Annotated in this window: 15 protein-coding genes and 1 pseudogene; 9 read left to right on the forward strand and 7 right to left on the reverse strand. The window is 75.2% G+C overall.

Translation table 11 applies throughout. From position 1 onward, the window contains the following. From KDL28_RS06755 to KDL28_RS06765, 3 genes are read right to left on the reverse strand one after another with little or no spacing between them, the layout of a single operon-like run. On the reverse strand, positions 1-927 hold the full coding sequence (locus tag KDL28_RS06755) for a DNA-3-methyladenine glycosylase family protein (protein ID WP_252436371.1): 927 nt from the start codon (positions 925-927) through the stop codon (positions 1-3). Positions 928-945: 18 nt separating this feature from the next. Continuing rightward, positions 946-2016 (reverse strand): mannose-1-phosphate guanylyltransferase, encoded by a 1071-nt coding sequence (gene manB / locus KDL28_RS06760; protein WP_252436372.1) that lies wholly within the window; start codon positions 2014-2016, stop codon positions 946-948. A gap of 26 nt (positions 2017-2042) precedes the next feature. After that, entirely contained in the window at positions 2043-2801 is a 759-nt protein-coding gene (locus tag KDL28_RS06765) for a glycosyltransferase family 2 protein (RefSeq protein WP_252436373.1), read from the reverse strand. A gap of 198 nt (positions 2802-2999) precedes the next feature. Here KDL28_RS06765 and KDL28_RS06770 point away from each other — a divergent pair, with 198 nt between their 5' ends. Genes KDL28_RS06770 through KDL28_RS06785 form a run of 4 tightly spaced genes read left to right on the forward strand, consistent with a single transcriptional unit; the run spans position 3000 to position 6970 of the window. After that, positions 3000-4142 carry an ABC transporter substrate-binding protein gene (locus KDL28_RS06770; protein ID WP_252436375.1) on the forward strand — a complete coding sequence of 381 codons (1143 nt, stop codon included), beginning with the start codon at positions 3000-3002 and terminating at the stop codon, positions 4140-4142. 7 nt (positions 4143-4149) lie between these two features. Further along, positions 4150-5070 carry an ABC transporter permease gene (locus tag KDL28_RS06775; protein ID WP_252436377.1) on the forward strand — a complete coding sequence of 307 codons (921 nt, stop codon included), beginning with the start codon at positions 4150-4152 and terminating at the stop codon, positions 5068-5070. Beyond that, the gene (locus KDL28_RS06780) at positions 5058-5888 is read left to right on the forward strand and encodes an ABC transporter permease (RefSeq protein WP_252436378.1); all 831 of its coding nucleotides are present in this window, start codon (positions 5058-5060) and stop codon (positions 5886-5888) included. The genes KDL28_RS06775 and KDL28_RS06780 overlap by 13 nt, the downstream gene beginning before the upstream one ends. Next, positions 5885-6970, forward strand: a complete 1086-nt coding sequence (locus KDL28_RS06785; RefSeq protein ID WP_252436380.1) for an ABC transporter ATP-binding protein — start codon at positions 5885-5887, stop codon at positions 6968-6970. The genes KDL28_RS06780 and KDL28_RS06785 overlap by 4 nt, the downstream gene beginning before the upstream one ends. Before the next feature lie 110 nt (positions 6971-7080). Here the strand turns inward: KDL28_RS06785 and KDL28_RS06790 are convergent, their stop codons facing one another. Together KDL28_RS06790 and KDL28_RS06795 are read right to left on the reverse strand one after the other, a co-directional pair. Continuing rightward, complete coding sequence (locus tag KDL28_RS06790) at positions 7081-8046, reverse strand: tetratricopeptide repeat protein (RefSeq protein ID WP_252436381.1); 966 nt, start codon at positions 8044-8046, stop codon at positions 7081-7083. Positions 8047-8098: 52 nt separating this feature from the next. Further along, a complete protein-coding gene (locus tag KDL28_RS06795; protein WP_252436382.1) occupies positions 8099-8938 on the reverse strand; it encodes a glycosyltransferase in 840 nt (279 codons plus the stop codon). Between the two features lie 310 nt (positions 8939-9248). Here KDL28_RS06795 and KDL28_RS06800 point away from each other — a divergent pair, with 310 nt between their 5' ends. Next, positions 9249-10724, forward strand: coding sequence for an LCP family protein (locus tag KDL28_RS06800; RefSeq protein ID WP_252436384.1), 1476 nt, complete (start codon positions 9249-9251; stop codon positions 10722-10724). Between the two features lie 25 nt (positions 10725-10749). Further along, on the forward strand, positions 10750-11469 hold the full coding sequence (locus KDL28_RS06805; RefSeq protein ID WP_252436386.1) for a TIGR03089 family protein: 720 nt from the start codon (positions 10750-10752) through the stop codon (positions 11467-11469). A 24-nt stretch (positions 11470-11493) separates the two neighbouring features. On the opposite strand, the gene KDL28_RS06810 is transcribed toward KDL28_RS06805, so the two are convergent. Continuing rightward, positions 11494-11724, reverse strand: coding sequence for a hypothetical protein (locus tag KDL28_RS06810; RefSeq protein ID WP_252436661.1), 231 nt, complete (start codon positions 11722-11724; stop codon positions 11494-11496). A gap of 127 nt (positions 11725-11851) precedes the next feature. Continuing rightward, positions 11852-12364, reverse strand: a pseudogene (locus KDL28_RS42065) (toll/interleukin-1 receptor domain-containing protein); the annotation flags it as partial. Between KDL28_RS42065 and KDL28_RS41370 the strand changes: the two are divergent. The 3 genes from KDL28_RS41370 (at position 12297) to KDL28_RS06830 (ending at position 15893) form a co-directional block, all read left to right on the forward strand. Then, the gene (locus KDL28_RS41370) at positions 12297-12518 is read left to right on the forward strand and encodes a hypothetical protein (protein WP_308215938.1); all 222 of its coding nucleotides are present in this window, start codon (positions 12297-12299) and stop codon (positions 12516-12518) included. The pseudogene KDL28_RS42065 and the gene KDL28_RS41370 sit on opposite strands and share 68 nt — an antisense overlap. A gap of 270 nt (positions 12519-12788) precedes the next feature. Continuing rightward, positions 12789-14831: a serine/threonine-protein kinase gene (locus KDL28_RS06825; RefSeq protein WP_252436387.1), complete on the forward strand. Its 2043-nt coding sequence runs from the start codon at positions 12789-12791 to the stop codon at positions 14829-14831. 84 nt (positions 14832-14915) lie between these two features. Further along, complete coding sequence (locus tag KDL28_RS06830; protein WP_252436627.1) at positions 14916-15893, forward strand: methyltransferase; 978 nt, start codon at positions 14916-14918, stop codon at positions 15891-15893. Positions 15894-16013: the final 120 nt, after the last annotated feature.

The raw sequence follows: 16013 nt of genomic DNA on the forward strand, positions 1-16013 counted from the left end.
TCACATGGCGCGGTAGTCGCGCGGGGAGAAGCGCGGCCCGAACCGGGGGCGCCGGAACCCCGACGCCTCGATGTAGCGCACGGCCCGGTGGCGCTGGGGCCGGTAGGGCGCCAGCACCTCCAGCATCCCGGCGTCGTCGAGCTTGCGGCCCAGCAGCGCCCAGCCGACCACCGACGGGATGTGGAAGTCGCCGACGCTGACCGCGTCCGGGTCCCCCCAGGCGCGCTGGGCGACCTCGGCGGCGGTCCACACCCCGATGCCGGGCACCAGCCGCAGCAGCTCCCGGCCCGGGGCGCCGCCCAGCTCGCAGGCCCGCTCCAGGCGGTGGGCGACCGTCGCGCAGGCGCGCAGCGCCCGGCCGCGGGCGTTGTCGACGCCGGCGCGGTGCCACTCCCAGTCGGGGATGGCGCGCAGCTGGGCCGGGGTGGGGGGCACGCGCATGCCCTCGGGCGCCGGGCCGGGGGCGGGCTCGCCGAAGCGGCGGGCCAGCTCGCGCCACGACCGGTGCGCCTCGGTGCCGGTGACCTTCTGCTCCAGCACCGCGGCCACCAGCACGTCCCACACCCGCCCGGTCGACCCCAGCCGCAGGCCGGGCCTGCGGTGCTGGGCGTCGGCGACCAGCGGGTGGTGGGCGACGAACTCCTCGGGGCGGTCGCCCGCCCCGAGCAGCGCGGGCACCCCGTCGAGCACCCGGTCGGCGCCCGGCCCCCACGCCGTCGCGACGACCGTGCCGTCGCCCCGGCGCTGCAACCGCAGCGTGGCCGGGCCGTCGGCGGTGGTCGTCGTGCGCCACGCGCCGCTGTCGCCGAGGCGCAGGGTCGGGTCGCCCGCCCCGCGGCGCAGCGGCGCCAGCAGGGCCGGGATGTCGAGGGCGTAGTCCGGGCGCCACTCCCGCACCGCGCCCGCCGTGGGCGCAGGCGCGCTCACCGGTGCGTCGGGGGACGGTCAGACATCAGGTGAGAATCGCACCCCGTGCGGCGGCAGCACCACATCGGGCCACACCCGCACGCCCTCGCGCAGCTCGCAGTGCGCGCCGATGACGGCACGGTCGCCCACCACGGTGTCGTTGACCAGCGCGCCGTCCTCGACGCGCGCCCCGGCGCCGATGACGGAGTGCTCCACCACGGCGCCCTCGCCGATCACGGCGCCGTCGAACAGCATCGCGCCCTCGACCCGCGCCCCGGCGCCGATCCGCACGCCGCGCCCGACCGTGGTGCCGCCGAACACGAACGCCTCCGGGTCGACGACGGCGTCGGCCAGGACGAGCGCCTCGCCGGTGCCGCCGGGCAGCGCGTCGGACGGGGCCACGCCGCGGACCAGGTCGGCCGAGCCGTGCACGAGGTCGGCGGGGGTGCCCATGTCGCGCCAGTAGGCGTTGTCGACGTGCCCGGACACCCGCGCCCCCGCGGCCAGCAGCCCCGGGAACGTCTCGCGCTCGACCGACACCGGCCTGCCCTCCGGGATCGAGTCGATCACCGAGCGGCGGAAGACGTAGCACCCGGCGTTGATCTGGTCGGTCGGCGGGTCCTCGGTCTTCTCCAGGAACTCCAGCACCTGCCCCGACGCGTCGGTCGGCACGCAGCCGTACGCGCGCGGGTCCTGCACCTTCACCAGGTGCAGGGTGACGTCGGCCGAGGTGTCGCGGTGGGTCCTCACGACGGCGTTCAGGTCGGTGCCGGCGAGCACGTCGCCGTTGAACACCAGGACGTCGTCGGTGGTCAGGTGCTTGGCCACGTTGCGGATGCCGCCGCCGGTGCCCAGCGGCTGGTCCTCCACCACGTACTCGATCTCCATGTCGAACCGGGAGCCGTCGCCGAAGTAGTCGGAGAACGTCTCGGCCAGGTAGGAGGTCCCGAGCACGACCCGGCGGACACCTGCGGACCGGATCCGCGACAGCAGGTGGGCCAGGAACGGCACTCCGGCGGTCGGCAGCATCGGCTTGGGCGCGGACAGGGTCAGCGGGCGCAGGCGGGTGCCCTTCCCACCCACCAGCACCACGGCCTCGACGTCGTCCAACAAAGGTCCTCCCCGAACGTTCCTCGTCAGCTGCGCGGCCCGCGCCCGGCGAGCCCCAGCAGCGCCCGCGCCACCGCGGGACTCCGGTCGTGCACGTAACGTCGTCGCGCGGCCACCGGGTGTTCCGGGGAGCCGTGCTCCGAAGGGTGGACCGTGGCCACGGCCGCCGGCACCCGCAGGGTCAGCCACCCGGCTCTGGCCAGTCTGGCGCCCAGGTCGACGTCGTCGAACGCGTCGACGTAGCGGGGGTCGAAGCCGTCCACCGAGTCGAGCGCGGTCCGGCGCAGCAGCAGGCACGACGCCGGCAGCCAGCCGACCACGCCACCCGTCGGCGGGGTCGCGGATTCCCGCCCGAGCAGCACCCGCCCCGCGCTCGGCACGTCGCCGCCCCCGCCGACCGGCCGACCCGACGGGTCGACCAGCGCGGGCCCGACGGCCCCGGCGCGCGGCACCACGGCCGCGAGCAGCGCGTCCAGCGCGCCGGGCGCCCACTCGACCTCCGGCGCGGCCAGCGCCACCCAGCCGACGGCGGGGTCGAGCCCGGCGACGGCCCGGTTGACCGCCGCGGCCCGCCCGACGTCCTCGCCGAGCCGCAGCACCTCGACGGCGGGCGCCGTCACGGTCGCCCCCGTGCCGCTGTCCGCCACGACGACCCGCGCCGGTCGGGCGGTCGCCGCGGGCACCGACCGGATGAGCCGGTCGAGCGCCGGCGGATCGGGCCACGGGCGCAGCACCGTCACGACGACGAGGTCGTCGCCGTAGCTCGTGATCGGGTCCCCGCGCACTTCGGGCACCCTAGGGCATGTCGGGCGGGCACCCTCCGGGCGCGTCCGGTCGCGCCCCGCGGAACCGGGTGTCGACGGGCGTTCCCCCGAGGCGCCGTCCCCGCGGTTCACGACTCCGAGACCACACCGCAACCGGTCGAGCCATGGTCAACGACCGTTCGGCGGGCGAGACTGCGCTCATCAGTTGAGGGAGGAACCGTGGGAACCCTGCGCAAGACGGCCATGGCCATGGCCGTCATCCCGCTGCTCGTCATCGCGGCCTGCGGCACGCCCGCCCCACCGCCACCGGCGTCCGGTGGCGGGTCCGGCGACGCGCCCGCCGCGGCCACCGCCACCTCCGCCGCCGAGGCGGGCGGCATGGACGCGCTGATCGCCGCGGCCAAGGACGAGGGCACCCTCAACGTCATCGCGCTGCCGCCCGACTGGGCCAACTACGGCGAGCTGATCTCGACGTTCGAGAGCAAGTACGGCATCGAGGTCGACTCCCAGCAGCCCGACGCGAACAGCCAGCAGGAGATCGACGCGGCCAAGCAGCTCAGCGGCCAGGACCGCGCGCCGGACGTGTTCGACCTGGGCAGCGCCGTCGCGCTGGCGAACACCGACATGTTCGCGCCGTACAAGGTCGAGGCCTTCGACGACATCCGCGACGACCTCAAGGAGCCCACCGGGCTCTGGGTCAGCGACTACACCGGCTACATGTCGATCGGCTACGACGCGGGCAAGGTCCCGGCCCCGACGACCGTCGCCGACCTGCTCAAGCCCGAGTACGCCGGCAAGGTGGCCCTCAACGGCGACCCGACCCAGGCCGGGGCCGGCTTCAACGGCGTGCTGATGGCCGCGCTGAGCAACGGCGGCTCGGCCGACGACATCGCCCCGGGCGTGGAGTTCTTCCGCCAGCTCAAGGCGGCCGGCAACCTGCTGCCGGTCGACCCGACCCCGGCCACCATCGAGTCCGGCCAGACCCCGGTCGTCATCGACTGGGACTACACGAACGCCGCCCAGACCACCGCGCTGGCCGGCAAGGTCGACTGGAAGGTCGTCGTGCCGGAGGGCGCGGTCGTGGCCTCCTACTACATCCAGGCCATCAACAAGGACGCCCCGCACCCGGCCGCGGCCCGGCTCTGGCAGGAGTTCCTGTACTCCCCGGAGGGCCAGAACCTCTGGCTCAAGGGCTTCGCCCGCCCCGTGCTGGCCGAGAAGATGGCGGCCGACGGCACGATCGACCAGGCCGCGTTCGCCGCGCTGCCGCCGGCCACCGGCGAGGCGGTGGTGCTCACCGAGGAGCAGCAGACCAAGGCCCAGGAGTACCTGAAGGCCAACTGGCAGCAGGCCGTCGGCTGACCAGCCGATGACCGACATGCTGGCGCCCGCGCCGGCTCGGACCCGACCGACCGGCTCCGCCACCCGGCGCGGGGCCGGTCGTCGGCTCACCGCCTACCTCGGGGTGCTGCCGTTCCTGGCGTTCGTCACGGTGTTCCTGCTGTGGCCCACCTACATCGTGGTCACCGGCGCCTTCCAGGACGACCTGGGGCGGTTCACGCTGTCCAACATCCAGGCCGTGGTCAGCGGCCCGGCCTACCTCGACTCGTTCCTGGTGTCGATCGGGCTGTCGCTGGTCACCGCCGTGCTCGGGGCCGTCTTCGGCGCGCTGCTGGCGTGGGCGGTGGCCGAGGGCAGGCCCGACGGGCTGCTGCGCCGCTGCGTGGTCGCGGCCAGCGGCGTGCTGGCCCAGTTCGGCGGGGTCATGCTGGCCTTCGCGTTCCTGGCCACGTTCGGCTTCAACGGGTTCGTCACCCTGCTGCTGGCCGACACCCTCGGCATCGACCCGCTCTCGGGCGGCGGCTGGATCTACGGCTTCGCCGGGCTGGCCGTGGTCTACACCTACTTCCAGATCCCGCTGATGCTGATCGTGTTCCTGCCCGCGCTGGAGGGCCTCAAGCCGCAGTGGCGGGAGGCGTCGGACAGCCTCGGCGGCTCCGGCTGGGCCTACTGGCGCCACGTCGGCGGGCCGATCCTGGCGCCCGGCTTCGCCGGTGCGGCGCTGCTGCTGTTCGCCAACGCCTTCTCCGCCTACGCCACCGCCGCCGCCCTGATCAGCCAGGGCAGCCCGCTCGTGCCGCTGCAGATCCGCAGCGCACTGACCAGCGAGGTCGTCCTCGGGCAGGCCAACGTGGGCAAGGCGCTGGCCCTCGGGATGGTGATCGTGGTCGCGGTGGTCATGACGCTGTACGCGCTGCTGCAGCGGAGGACGTCGAAATGGCTGCGGTGACCCGGACCCGCGGCAGCCGGTGGGTCCTGCGTTGGCTGGTGCTGGTGGTCGTCGCGATCTACCTGCTGCTGCCGCTGCTGGCGATGGTGGAGTTCTCCACCCGCGGCGCGGGCGGCACCCGCTCGCTGGACGCCTGGCGCGGCATCGGCGAGGACGACGACCTGGTCGGCTCCATCGTCGCCTCGGTCGAGCTGGCCGCGCTGACCGTCGTCGGGATGCTGGTGCTGCTGGTGCCCACGATGACCTGGGTGCACCTGCGGGTGCCCGCGATGCGCCGGGTCGTGGAGTTCATCTGCCTGCTGCCGCTGACGATCCCGGCGATCGTGCTGGTGGTGGGCGTGGCCCCGATCTACGCCTGGGTGACCTACCTGGTCGGCGACTCGGCGCTCACCCTGACCTTCGTCTACGTCGTCCTGGTGCTGCCCTACGCCTACCGGGCCATCGACGGCGGCCTGGGCGCGATCGACATCGTGACGCTGTCCGAGGCCGCGCGCAGCCTGGGCTCGTCGTGGTTCCAGGTGCTGGTCAGGGTGATCATCCCGAACATCCGCGGCGCGCTGATCTCGGCCTCGGTGGTGTCGATCGCGCTGGTGCTGGGCGAGTTCACCATCGCGTCGCTGCTCAACTTCGACACCGTGCAGGTGGTCATCAACCTGCTGGGCAAGCGCAACGCCGGGATCGCCGTCGCGGTCTCGGTCGCCGCGCTGCTGTTCGCGTTCGTCCTGCTGGTGGTGGTGGCCTACCTGGAGCCCCGGCGCCGCGACGCGCAGGAGGACGACACCACCGCCGTCCCGGCCCCCCAGGAGGCCCGTTCATGACCTCGCGGACCGACTCCCCGACGACCACGTCGGAGCCGCCCGCGCCGGGCGGCGGCGTCGAGGTGCGGCTGGTCGACCTGCGCCGCAGCTACGGCTCCGTGCACGCGCTCGACGGCCTGTCGCTCGACCTGGAGCCCGGCGAGCTCGTCGCCCTGCTCGGGCCGTCGGGCTGCGGCAAGACCACCGCCCTGCGCGCGCTGGCCGGGCTGGAGGAGCTCGACTCCGGCACGGTGATGGTCGACGGCAAGGACACCACCCGGGTGAGCGCCCACCGGCGCAACATGGGGATGGTCTTCCAGGCCTACAGCCTGTTCCCGAACATGACCGCGCGCGACAACGTGGGCTACGGCCTGCGCCTGCGCAGGACGGCCGCGGCGGCCCGCCGCCGTCGCGCCGACGAGCTGCTGGAGCTGGTCGGCCTGGGCACCCACGCCACCCGCTACCCCCACCAGCTCTCCGGCGGCCAGCAGCAGCGCGTCGCGCTGGCCAGGGCGCTGGCCATCGCCCCGCAGGTGCTGCTGCTCGACGAGCCGCTGTCCGCGCTGGACGCCAAGGTCCGCGCCCAGCTGCGCGACGAGATCCGCCGCGTCCAGCGCGAGGTCGGCACCACCACCCTGTTCGTCACCCACGACCAGGAGGAGGCGCTGGCGATGGCCGACCGGGTCGGCGTGATGTCGGCCGGGCAGCTCCAGCAGATCGCGCCGCCCGCCGAGCTGTACGAGCGGCCGCGCACGGCGTTCGTCGCCGAGTTCGTCGGCCTGACCAACCGCATCCCCGGCACCGCCACGGACGGCCGCGCACAGGTGCTGGGCACCGCCGTTCCGCTGCTGGAGGGCTCGGCGACCAGCGGCTCGGTGACGGTGCTGGTGCGACCGGAGTCGATCGAGGTCGCTCCCGACGAGCAGGGCAACGGTCGGGTGATCGCCCCGACCTACCTCGGCTCGCTGGGGCGCGTGCAGGTGCGGTTGCACGACGACTCGGTGGTGCTGGCCCAGGTGGCCAGCCACCAGGCGACCGAGCTGACCCCGGGCACCCCCGTCCGCGTCACCGTCCGCCCCACCCCCGTCCTCGCCATCGCCTGACCCCGCCCCCCGCCCCCCGCCCCCCGCCCCCTCCCCGTCGAGAACGAACCTGTTGTCGTTTGGACCGGTCCAACACGACGACTCCGACGACAAGTTCGTTCTCGACGGGGTCAGTCGTCGGTGGGGTCGCCGCCGTCGAGCTCGATGAGCGTGCCCATGGCGTCGGCGTCGCCGGAGTCGGCCGCGTGCTGCAGGTACCAGCGCGCCTCCTCGCGGCGGCCGGCCTCCACCAGGAAGTGGCCCAGCGTGGAGGCCCAGTTGGGCTCGGAGTGGCGCTGCGCCTCCCGGAACTCCGCCTCCGCGCCGACCGCGTCGCCCCGGGCGGACAGCAGGAACTGCCCGTAGGCGGTGTGCGCGCGCAGCCCGCCCAGCTCACACGCGCGCCGGTAGTAGGCCTCGGCCTCGTCGTGGCGCCCCTGGACGGCCCGCACGTCGGCCAGCGAGACGATCGTGTCGGGGCGGGTCTCGTCGGCGTAGGCCTCGGCGGCCTCGATGGCGGCCAGGGTGTCGCCGGACTCCAGGTAGAGCTGCACGAGGTTGGCCCCGGCCTGCGAGTCGCCCTGCTGGGCGGCCCAGGTGAGCACCTGCACCACCTCGCCCATGCGGTTCTGGTCGCGCAGCAGGATCGCCAGGTCGTTGGACGCGCTGACCTGGCCGTCGGACACGGCCATGCGGAAGGCGGCCTCGGCGCGTTCGTGGTCGCCGATGGCGGCCAGCGCGACGCCCAGCCGACCGGCGAAGCGGAGCTCGCCCTGCTCGACCATCGGGACGAGCCAGTCGACCAGGGGCTGCCATGCCCCGCTGTCGAGGTAGGCGCGGACCAGCAGGTCGGTGGCGGACGGCTCCCCGGTCGCGACGGCCTGGCGCAGCACCTCGACGGCGTCGACGGCGCGGCCGGTGTCGATCAGCGCGGCGCCCTCGGCCGAGAGCGGCTCGGACAGCGGCAGCGGGCTCGGTTCGGTGATGGGGTCGTCCACCTCCGCGACGGGGACGGCGGGGGCCTCGGCGACGGACACCGGGGCGGCGGGCGCGGGCTCGGCGTGCTCCGGACCGGGGGTCGGAACGGGGGTGGTCATCGTCAGCCCGCTTTCGTCGGGGGGTGGGTTCGTCCGCCCCGGGCGCCCCCCGTCACCTGCGGTAGGTCGCGATGACCATTCTGTACGCGATCCGGCGAATCCGCTCGGGGACGAGCCGGTATCCGCCACGCACGGCGACGTTGCGCAGGCACTGGCCGCGGGTGGTGAACCGCAGCCTGCGCAGGCGCCGCTGCAGCGCCAGCTCGGCGCGCAGCTGGCGCCAGCCGCCGCGGCGGGCGTAGGCGCCCGCCCCCACCCGGTACTTGACCAGCGGTTCGGCCACGTTCGCGACCTTCGCGCCCGCCAGGATCATCTTGGCCCACAGGAGGTAGTCCTCCATGAGCGCGAAGTCCGTGTAGCCGCCGACCCCCCGCACCATCGACCGGCGGTAGACCACTGTCGGGTGGTTGAACGGGGAGGCCACCCGGGCGCGGGTGCGGATGTCCTCAGGGCGGGTCGGCGGAGTGCGGGTGCCGACGATGTCCTCGGAGTGCTCGTCGAACTCCAGCAGCCCGGACCCGACGATGTCGGCGCCCGCCTCGATGATCGGCACCTGCACCGCGAACCGGTGCGGCACGCTGATGTCGTCGGCGTCCATCCGGGCCACGACGTCGTGGCGGCAGCGGGCGAGCCCGGCGTCGAGCGCCATGCCCAGCCCGACGTTGCGGTCCAGCTCGACCAGGTCGACGGGCACCGGGCTCTCCGCGACCAGCTCCTTGAGCCGCTGGGCGAGCGCCTCGGGCACGGGGCCGTCACGCACGATGACGACCTGGTCAGGCGGACGGGTCTGCTCCGTGACGGTGGAGCGGAACGCCTCGCCGAGGTGGTCGGGGTCGTCACCGGCCCACACCGGCAGCAGGAGGGACAGCTGCTCGGGCAACTGGCGGCTCACCTCACCCTGGTCGCGGTCACGCTGGGTGCACGGTCCGCGGCGACGGCTGTCACCCGCGACACGCCACGGACGCTGACCGACCGCGGGTGCGTGCTGCTGCACCCTAGGCCGACCCGGTAACGGCGGTCAGTGGAGGTACGAGGTGGACGGACGTGGCTCGCCCGTCCGTCCCGACCCGCGCACACGCCCGGTGCAGGGCGCGTCCGGTGACCCGGGCGAGCGCCGGGACGCGACCGCGATCCGCGCCGAGCTGGCCGCGCGCAGGCGCGCCGGGACGTCCTTCTCCCGACCCGACGGCTACCGTCGCCCCGTGGCCGAGCGGTCCGTGAGCGGGGCCGGGCCGCGGCGCTTCGACACCGGCCGCATCGTCCACCGCCTGCGCATCGCGACCGTGGTGCTGTCGGTGCTCATCTTCGCGGTCACCGGCGTCGCGTGGGGCTTCTACCGCGACGTCACCGCCGGCATCACCACGACGTCCGCCGTCGGCGAGGGCGACGGCGGCGACCAGAACATCCTGCTGGTCGGCGTGGACAGCCGCACCGACGCGCAGGGCAACCCGCTGCCGCCGGAGGTGCTGCGCGAGCTCAACAGCGGCGCCGACACCGGCGTGCTCAACTCCGACACGATCATCCTGCTGCACGTGCCGGAGGGCGGCGGCGCCGCGGTCGCGTTCTCCATCCCGCGCGACAGCTACGTCCGCATCCCCGGCTACCGCCAGGACAAGATCAACGCCGCCTACCCGGCGACGAAGGCCATGACCGCCCAGGACCTGGTCCGCGAGGGCGTCACCGACCGGACCCGGATCGACCTGGAGTCCAGCGAGGCGGGCAGGCGGTCGCTGATCGAGTCCGTGGAGGACCTCACCGGCGTCGTCGTCGACCACTACGCCGAGATCAACCTGCTCGGCTTCTACAACCTGACCACCGCGATCGGCGGCGTCGACGTGTGCCTCAACCGCGCCGTCGACGACCACCTCTCCGGCGCCCGGTTCCCGGCCGGGCCGCAGACCATCTCCGGGCGCGACGCGCTGGCGTTCGTGCGGCAGCGCCACGGCCTGCCCCAGGGCGACCTGTCCCGGATCCGCCGCCAGCAGGCGTTCCTGGCCGCGGTGGCCGACAAGATCCTGGCCGGCGGCACGCTCACCGACCCCGGCAAGCTCGGTGGGCTCATCGACGTCGTGCAGCGGTCGGTGGTGATCGACGCCGGCTGGGACCTGCTGGGGTTCGCCCGGCAGGCGACCGACCTCGCGGGCGGCGACCTGGAGTTCGTCACCATCCCGACGCGCGGCGCCGAGACCAACGACCGCGGCGACGTGATCGTGGTCGACCCGGACGAGGTGGCGACGTTCATCGAGGAGCGCAGCGCCGCCCTGGACGCCGAGCTCACCGCGCCCGCCCTGCCCGTCGCCCCGGCCGCGCTGGACGTCATCGCCTCCCGCTACGTGACCGATGTGCGCAACGGCTCGGACACCGTGGGCCTGGCCACCGACGTGGCCGCCCACCTGCGCACGCTCGGCTTCCTGCCCGGCACCGTCGACAACACCGAGCCCACCGAGCGGTCGGTCGTGCGCTACACCGACCCGGACTCCGACGCCGCCCAGGCCGTCGCCGAGCAGTTGGGCGACATCGCGACCGAGCGGTCCGACGAGGTCCCCCGCGGGCACCTGCTCGTCGTGGCCGGCGACGACTTCGACGCCCGCACCGTCGCCGCCACCGCCGCGGCGGCCGACCCCACGCCGTCCGCCGGGGCCGGGGTCACCGCGGCGGGCCCGGGCTGCGTGGACTGAGCACCGGACTGAATACGGTGGACCCGTGACCCTCACCGCCGCTCTCCTCGACCCGCTGCGCACCGGGCCCGACGCCGCCCGACCGCTGATCACGTACTACGACGACGCGACGGGCGAGCGCATCGAGCTGTCCGCGGTGACCACGGCCAACTGGGCGGCCAAGGCGGCCAACCTGCTCCGCGAGGAGTGCGACGTCGAGCCGGGCACGAAGGTGGCGCTGCTGCTGCCCCCGCACTGGCAGACGGCCGCGGTCCTGCTGGCCGCGTGGTGGTGTGGCGCGGAGGTGGTCACCGAGCCGGGCGCGGCCGAGTGGGTCCTCTGCGACGCCGACCGCGTCGACCTGGCCCTGGCCGACGACCCGCCCGGCGGCGTCGTCGCGCTCTCGCTGGACGCCTTCGGCAAGGGCATCCCGGGCCTGCCCGTCGGCGTGCTCGACTTCGCCACCGAGGTCCGGCTGCAGCCCGACGACTTCGTCCCGTGGCAGCCGCTCCCGGCCGAGGCGCCCGCCCTGGACGGGCAGTCGGTGTCCGAGCTGCTCGCCGGCGCCCGCGCCGCCGCGGAGGCGCACCGCCTGGTGGCCGGGTCGCGCGTGCTGTCGACGCTGGAGTGGTCGGGCGAGGGCCTGGTCACCGGCCTGCTGGCGGTGCTGGCCGCGGGCGCCTCGCTGGTGCAGGTGCGCAACCCGGACGAGGCCGGGCTGGAGCGCAAGGCGCAGAGCGAGCGGACGACGGTCCGGCTGGGCTGAGGTCCGCGGCCGGTGGCGCGGCGACTACTGCCGCCCGAACCCGCGGTCCTTCAGCCACAGGCCGAGGCGGTCCCCGAGCAGCACACCGCCGACGCCGGCGGGCGTGAGGCCGAGCACCGCGACCCAGTCGAGCCAGGTCGTCGGCACCCACGCGGTCCAGCCCAGGCTCACGACGGCGGTCAGGGCGGCGAGGTAGGGCCGGACGGACTCGGACGGCCCCCGCAGCGGTCCGCGACGTCCCGGTGTGTTGTCCACAAAGGACTCCTCGGATCCGGGCGGTCGGCCGTTGGCGCAGCCGCGCGATCGTGCCGACCAGGACGTCGATGTCGGCGTCCCAGGACACGTGGTCGAGCCGGATGCCGTTCACCCGGCTCAGCGCCGCGAGCGGGGCAGGCAGGTCGCCCGGGCGCGGCATGTCGGCCCGGTCGAGCAGGACGGGCACCACCGGCTTGCGCAGGCGGAGTGCCTGCTCGATCTCGATCCGCACGTTGTCGACCGGGTCCTCGAGCCGGGGCAGGCCCCGCTCGTCCTGCGCGGTGAGCCACTTCTCGCCGATCAGGACGAGCACGACGGCGCTCGCCCGGATCGCATCGAGGACGCCCTCGGCGGAGTCGACACCCGCGTCGAGGGAGTCCACGTCCATGAACACCTCCCGCCGGCCGAAGTGGGCGCGCAGCCGGTCCGAGACGCCGCGCGCGGCGTGGCGGCTGTCCGAGCGGCGGTAGCTCACGAAGATCCGTGAGGGCGACGGGCGCGGCCGGGGCGAGGTGGCCGCCGCCCGCCGCGGGCGGGGCGGCTCCGCGGTCCGGGTGGTCAGCGTGGCGGACGTGTCCGGCGAGCGGGGGGTTCGGCGGACCTCCACACCCCGCCGGGCGTGGAGGTTCGCCACCGCCACGACCCCGATCGCCGCCGTCAGGACCTGGACCAGCAGTTCGAGCCAGTCGATGCCCGAGGTCGCCGACGCGATCCCGAGCGCCCGCACGATGAACGTGGCGACGAAGGCGGCGAGCACGCCGACGAGCACCGTGAGCCGCACCGGGATCGGCTGACGAGCCGGTACCACCAGCCGACCGAGGGAGCCGATGATCGCACCGACCACGAGCATGCTGATGAGGCCCGTGATCGTCATGCCCGCTCCGTCCGTCGAAACCCGCCGCGTCCGGCCGGAGTCGCCCCCTCCCTCGTCCGGGGGGCGCGGAACGATACATCGCCGAGGTGCCGCAGCCCGCCGGACGAACCGGCACCCGGCCCGGGGCCGGGCCCCGACGGCGTCCGTTCGGCGCAGAACCCGCTCGCGGCCCGGCCCTAGGATCACAGCCGTGCCGAGCCGGGGCGGGAGCGCTGCGAGCGGAACGGTGCTGGGCCCGTACCGCCTCGTCTCGCTGGTCGGGCAGGGCGGCATGGCCGAGGTGTGGCGGGCCGTGGACACCCGCAAGGACCGGGAGGTCGCGCTCAAGCTGCTGGGTCCCTGGCTGCGCGGCGACACCGGCTTCGAGCGCCGGTTCCGCCGGGAGTCCGCGCTGGTGGCCCGGCTGCACTCGCCGAACGTGATCCCGATCCACGACTTCGGCGAGGTGGGGGGTCGGCTGTTCATCGACATGCCGCTGGTCGAGGGCACCGACCTCGGCACGCTGATCGGCCGCGACGGCCCGCTCGCCCCCGAGCGGGCCGTGCGGATCGTCGAGCAGGTCGCCCACGGGCTGGCCGCCGCCCACCGCGCCGGGCTCGTGCACCGCGACGTCAAGCCGTCGAACGTGCTGCTGACCGGCGACGGGTCCGAGCACGCCTACCTGATCGACTTCGGGGTGGCCAGGTCGGTGGACGGCACCCTGCTGTCGTCGTCGATCGGCGCGGTCATCGGCACCCCGGCCTACCTGGCGCCCGAGCGGTTCGACGGCGACGGCGACCACCGCGGCGACGTCTACGCCCTGGGCTGCCTGCTGCACGAGGCGCTCACCGGGGAGCCGCCGTTCAGCGCGCCCAGCCTGGTCGGCCTGGTGCACGCCCACCAGCACACGCCGCCGCCGCGGCCCTCGGCGCGCCCCGGCGTGCCCGCCGCCATGGACGGCGTCGTCGCGCGGGTGCTGGCCAAGGACCCCGGCCGGCGCTTCCCGACGGCCACCGACCTCGCCTCCGCCGCCCGCGCGGCGCTGACCGCGGCCCCGGCCCCGGTGGTCCCGCAGCACCGGTCGATGCCGACCGCCCCGCTGACCGCCCCCACGCCCACCGGCCCCGACCGGCCGTCCCGGCTGCGGCCGGTCGCCGTGGCGCTGTCCGCGACCGTCGTCGTCGCCGCCGCTGCCGTGCTCGCCGTCGTCATCTCCGACGGCGCGTCCACGGCCACCGGCACGCCGCACGCCCCCGCCGCCGCGTCCTCCCCCGCCGCGCCCCCGGCCCCCGGCGCGCACCCGGCCGAACGGGTGCTGAGCGGCCACTCGGCGGCCGTCTTCGGGGTGGTCGCGACCCGGGTCGACGGCCGCGCCGCGCTCGTCTCGGGCAGTTCGGACGCCACCCTGCGGGTGTGGGACGCCGAGACCGGCGCCCAGGTGGCCGAGCCGATCACCGAGCAGCGCGCCGGCGTGACGGCGATGGCCGGCGGCGAGGTCGCCGGGCGGCCGGTGGTGCTCACCGCGGGCGAGGACGGCGCCGTCCGCACCTGGGACCCGAGCACCGGGCTACAGGTCGGCAAGCCCGTCCGCAGCGGCGGCGGCGAAGTCCTCGACGTCGCCCTCGACGACGTCGACGGCCGTCGGGTGATCGTCTTCGGCGGCACCGACGGGATCGTGCGGCTGGCCGACGCGGCCACCGGCGACCCGGTCGGCACCCCGCTCGCCGGCCACACCTCCCGGGTGAACGCGCTCGCCACGGCCCGCCTCGGCGACCGCACCGTCGTCGTCTCGGTGTCGCAGGACCGCACCGTCCGCGTCGGCGACCCGACGGCCGGCACCCCGATCGGCGAGCCGATGACCGGCCACACGGGCCCCGTCCTCGCGCTGGCGGTCGCCGAGGTCGACGGCCGGCCGGTGGCCGTCTCCGGCGGCGAGGACGCGACCGTGCGCCGCTGGGACCTCGCCACCGGCACCCCGATCGGCGACCCGCTGACCGGCCACACCGGGCCGGTCCGCGGGCTGGCGGTGATCACCGTCGACGGTCGCCCGGCGATCGTCTCGACCGGCGACGACCGCGCGCTGCGGCTGTGGGACCCGGCGACCGGGGCCCCGATCGGCGACCCGATCACCGGCCACACCGGCAGCGTGGTCGTCGCGATGGCCACCGAGCTCGCGGATGGCCCGGTCCTCGTCTCCGGCAGCACCGACGCCACCGTCCGCACGTGGGACCTCCGGACGCGGATGGCGGGCTGATTCGGCGGTGATCGCGTCGTGACCGGGCACCCCGGTGGTTATGTTCGGGCGGTGGACCCAGCCGCCGCGCCCTCGATCCGAGCGATGGCCGATCTCGCCACCCCGATGGCCATCCGCGTCGCCGCGACGCTCGACCTGGTGGAGCTCGCCGGGAGCGCGGGAGCGACGGCGGAGCACCTCGCCACCGAGACCGGCACCGCGCCCCCGGCCCTGCGCTGCCTGCTCGACCACCTGGTCGCGGTCGGCGTCTTCGACCGCGACGCGGGGTCCGGCCGCTACCGGCCGACCGCTCTCGGCGCCCAGATGGGCCAGGACGCCCCGGAGGGCGTCAAGCCGCTGCTCGACATCGACAGCGCGGGCGGGCGGGCCGAGCTCGCCTTCGTCGACCTGCTCGAGGTGATCACCACCGGTGCCGCCGCCTACCCGCGGCGCTACGGCCGCGACTTCTGGGCCGACCTCGACGCCGCACCGGAGCTGCGGCGCTCCTTCGACGCCCAGATGAACTGGCGGTTCCGGGAGCAGGCGCCGCAGATCGCCCGGCGCTTCGACTGGGGCCGCTTCACCGAGGTCGTCGACGTCGGCGGGGGCGACGGGGGGCTCCTCGTCGAGATCCTGCGGGCCCACCCGGGCCTGCGTGGGCGGGTCGTGGACCTGCCCCCGACTGCGGCCGCCGCCGCCGAGCGGTTCGCCGCCGCCGGGCTCGACGACCGGGCGGGCGCCGTGCCCGGCAGCTTCTTCGACCCCCTGCCCGCGGGCGCCGACGCCTACCTGCTGTCCGACATCCTGCACGACTGGGACGACGACCACGCCCGCACGATCCTCACCGGATGCCGGCGGGCCGCCGCCCCCGACGGCACGGTCGTGGTGATCGAGCCGGTGCGGGGGCGGGGCGCGAACACCGCGATCGACCTGTCCATGCTGGTGTACTTCGGCGGCCGGGAACGCACCGTCGACGAGCTGGCCGCCCTGGCCGCCGACTGCGGACTCGTCCTGCGGGCCTCGGGCCCGGCGTCGGACGGGCGGACGGCGCTGGAGTTCACGGTGCGGGACGCGACGCGGTAGCGCTGCCACCGCGCACACCGTTCCGCACCGCGCACACCTGGCCTCCACCGCGCGCATGTCCTGACGTGTGCGCGGTGACCACACGGTGCGCGCGGTGCTCAGCACCCCCTCCGGTCGGAG

Source organism: Pseudonocardia humida (genome assembly GCF_023898865.1).
Lineage (GTDB): Bacteria > Actinomycetota > Actinomycetes > Mycobacteriales > Pseudonocardiaceae > Pseudonocardia > Pseudonocardia humida.

What these genes read in the sequence shown, in the direction of transcription:
- KDL28_RS06830 (WP_252436627.1), top strand. Translation starts at nt 14,916, where the DNA reads ATGGCCGATCTCGCCACCCCGATGGCCATCCGCGTCGCCGCGACGCTC.
- KDL28_RS06780 (WP_252436378.1), top strand. Translation starts at nt 5,058, where the DNA reads ATGGCTGCGGTGACCCGGACCCGCGGCAGCCGGTGGGTCCTGCGTTGG.
- KDL28_RS06785 (WP_252436380.1), top strand. Translation starts at nt 5,885, where the DNA reads ATGACCTCGCGGACCGACTCCCCGACGACCACGTCGGAGCCGCCCGCG.
- KDL28_RS06775 (WP_252436377.1), top strand. Translation starts at nt 4,150, where the DNA reads ATGACCGACATGCTGGCGCCCGCGCCGGCTCGGACCCGACCGACCGGC.
- KDL28_RS06790 (WP_252436381.1), bottom strand. Translation starts at nt 8,046, where the DNA reads ATGACCACCCCCGTTCCGACCCCCGGTCCGGAGCACGCCGAGCCCGCG.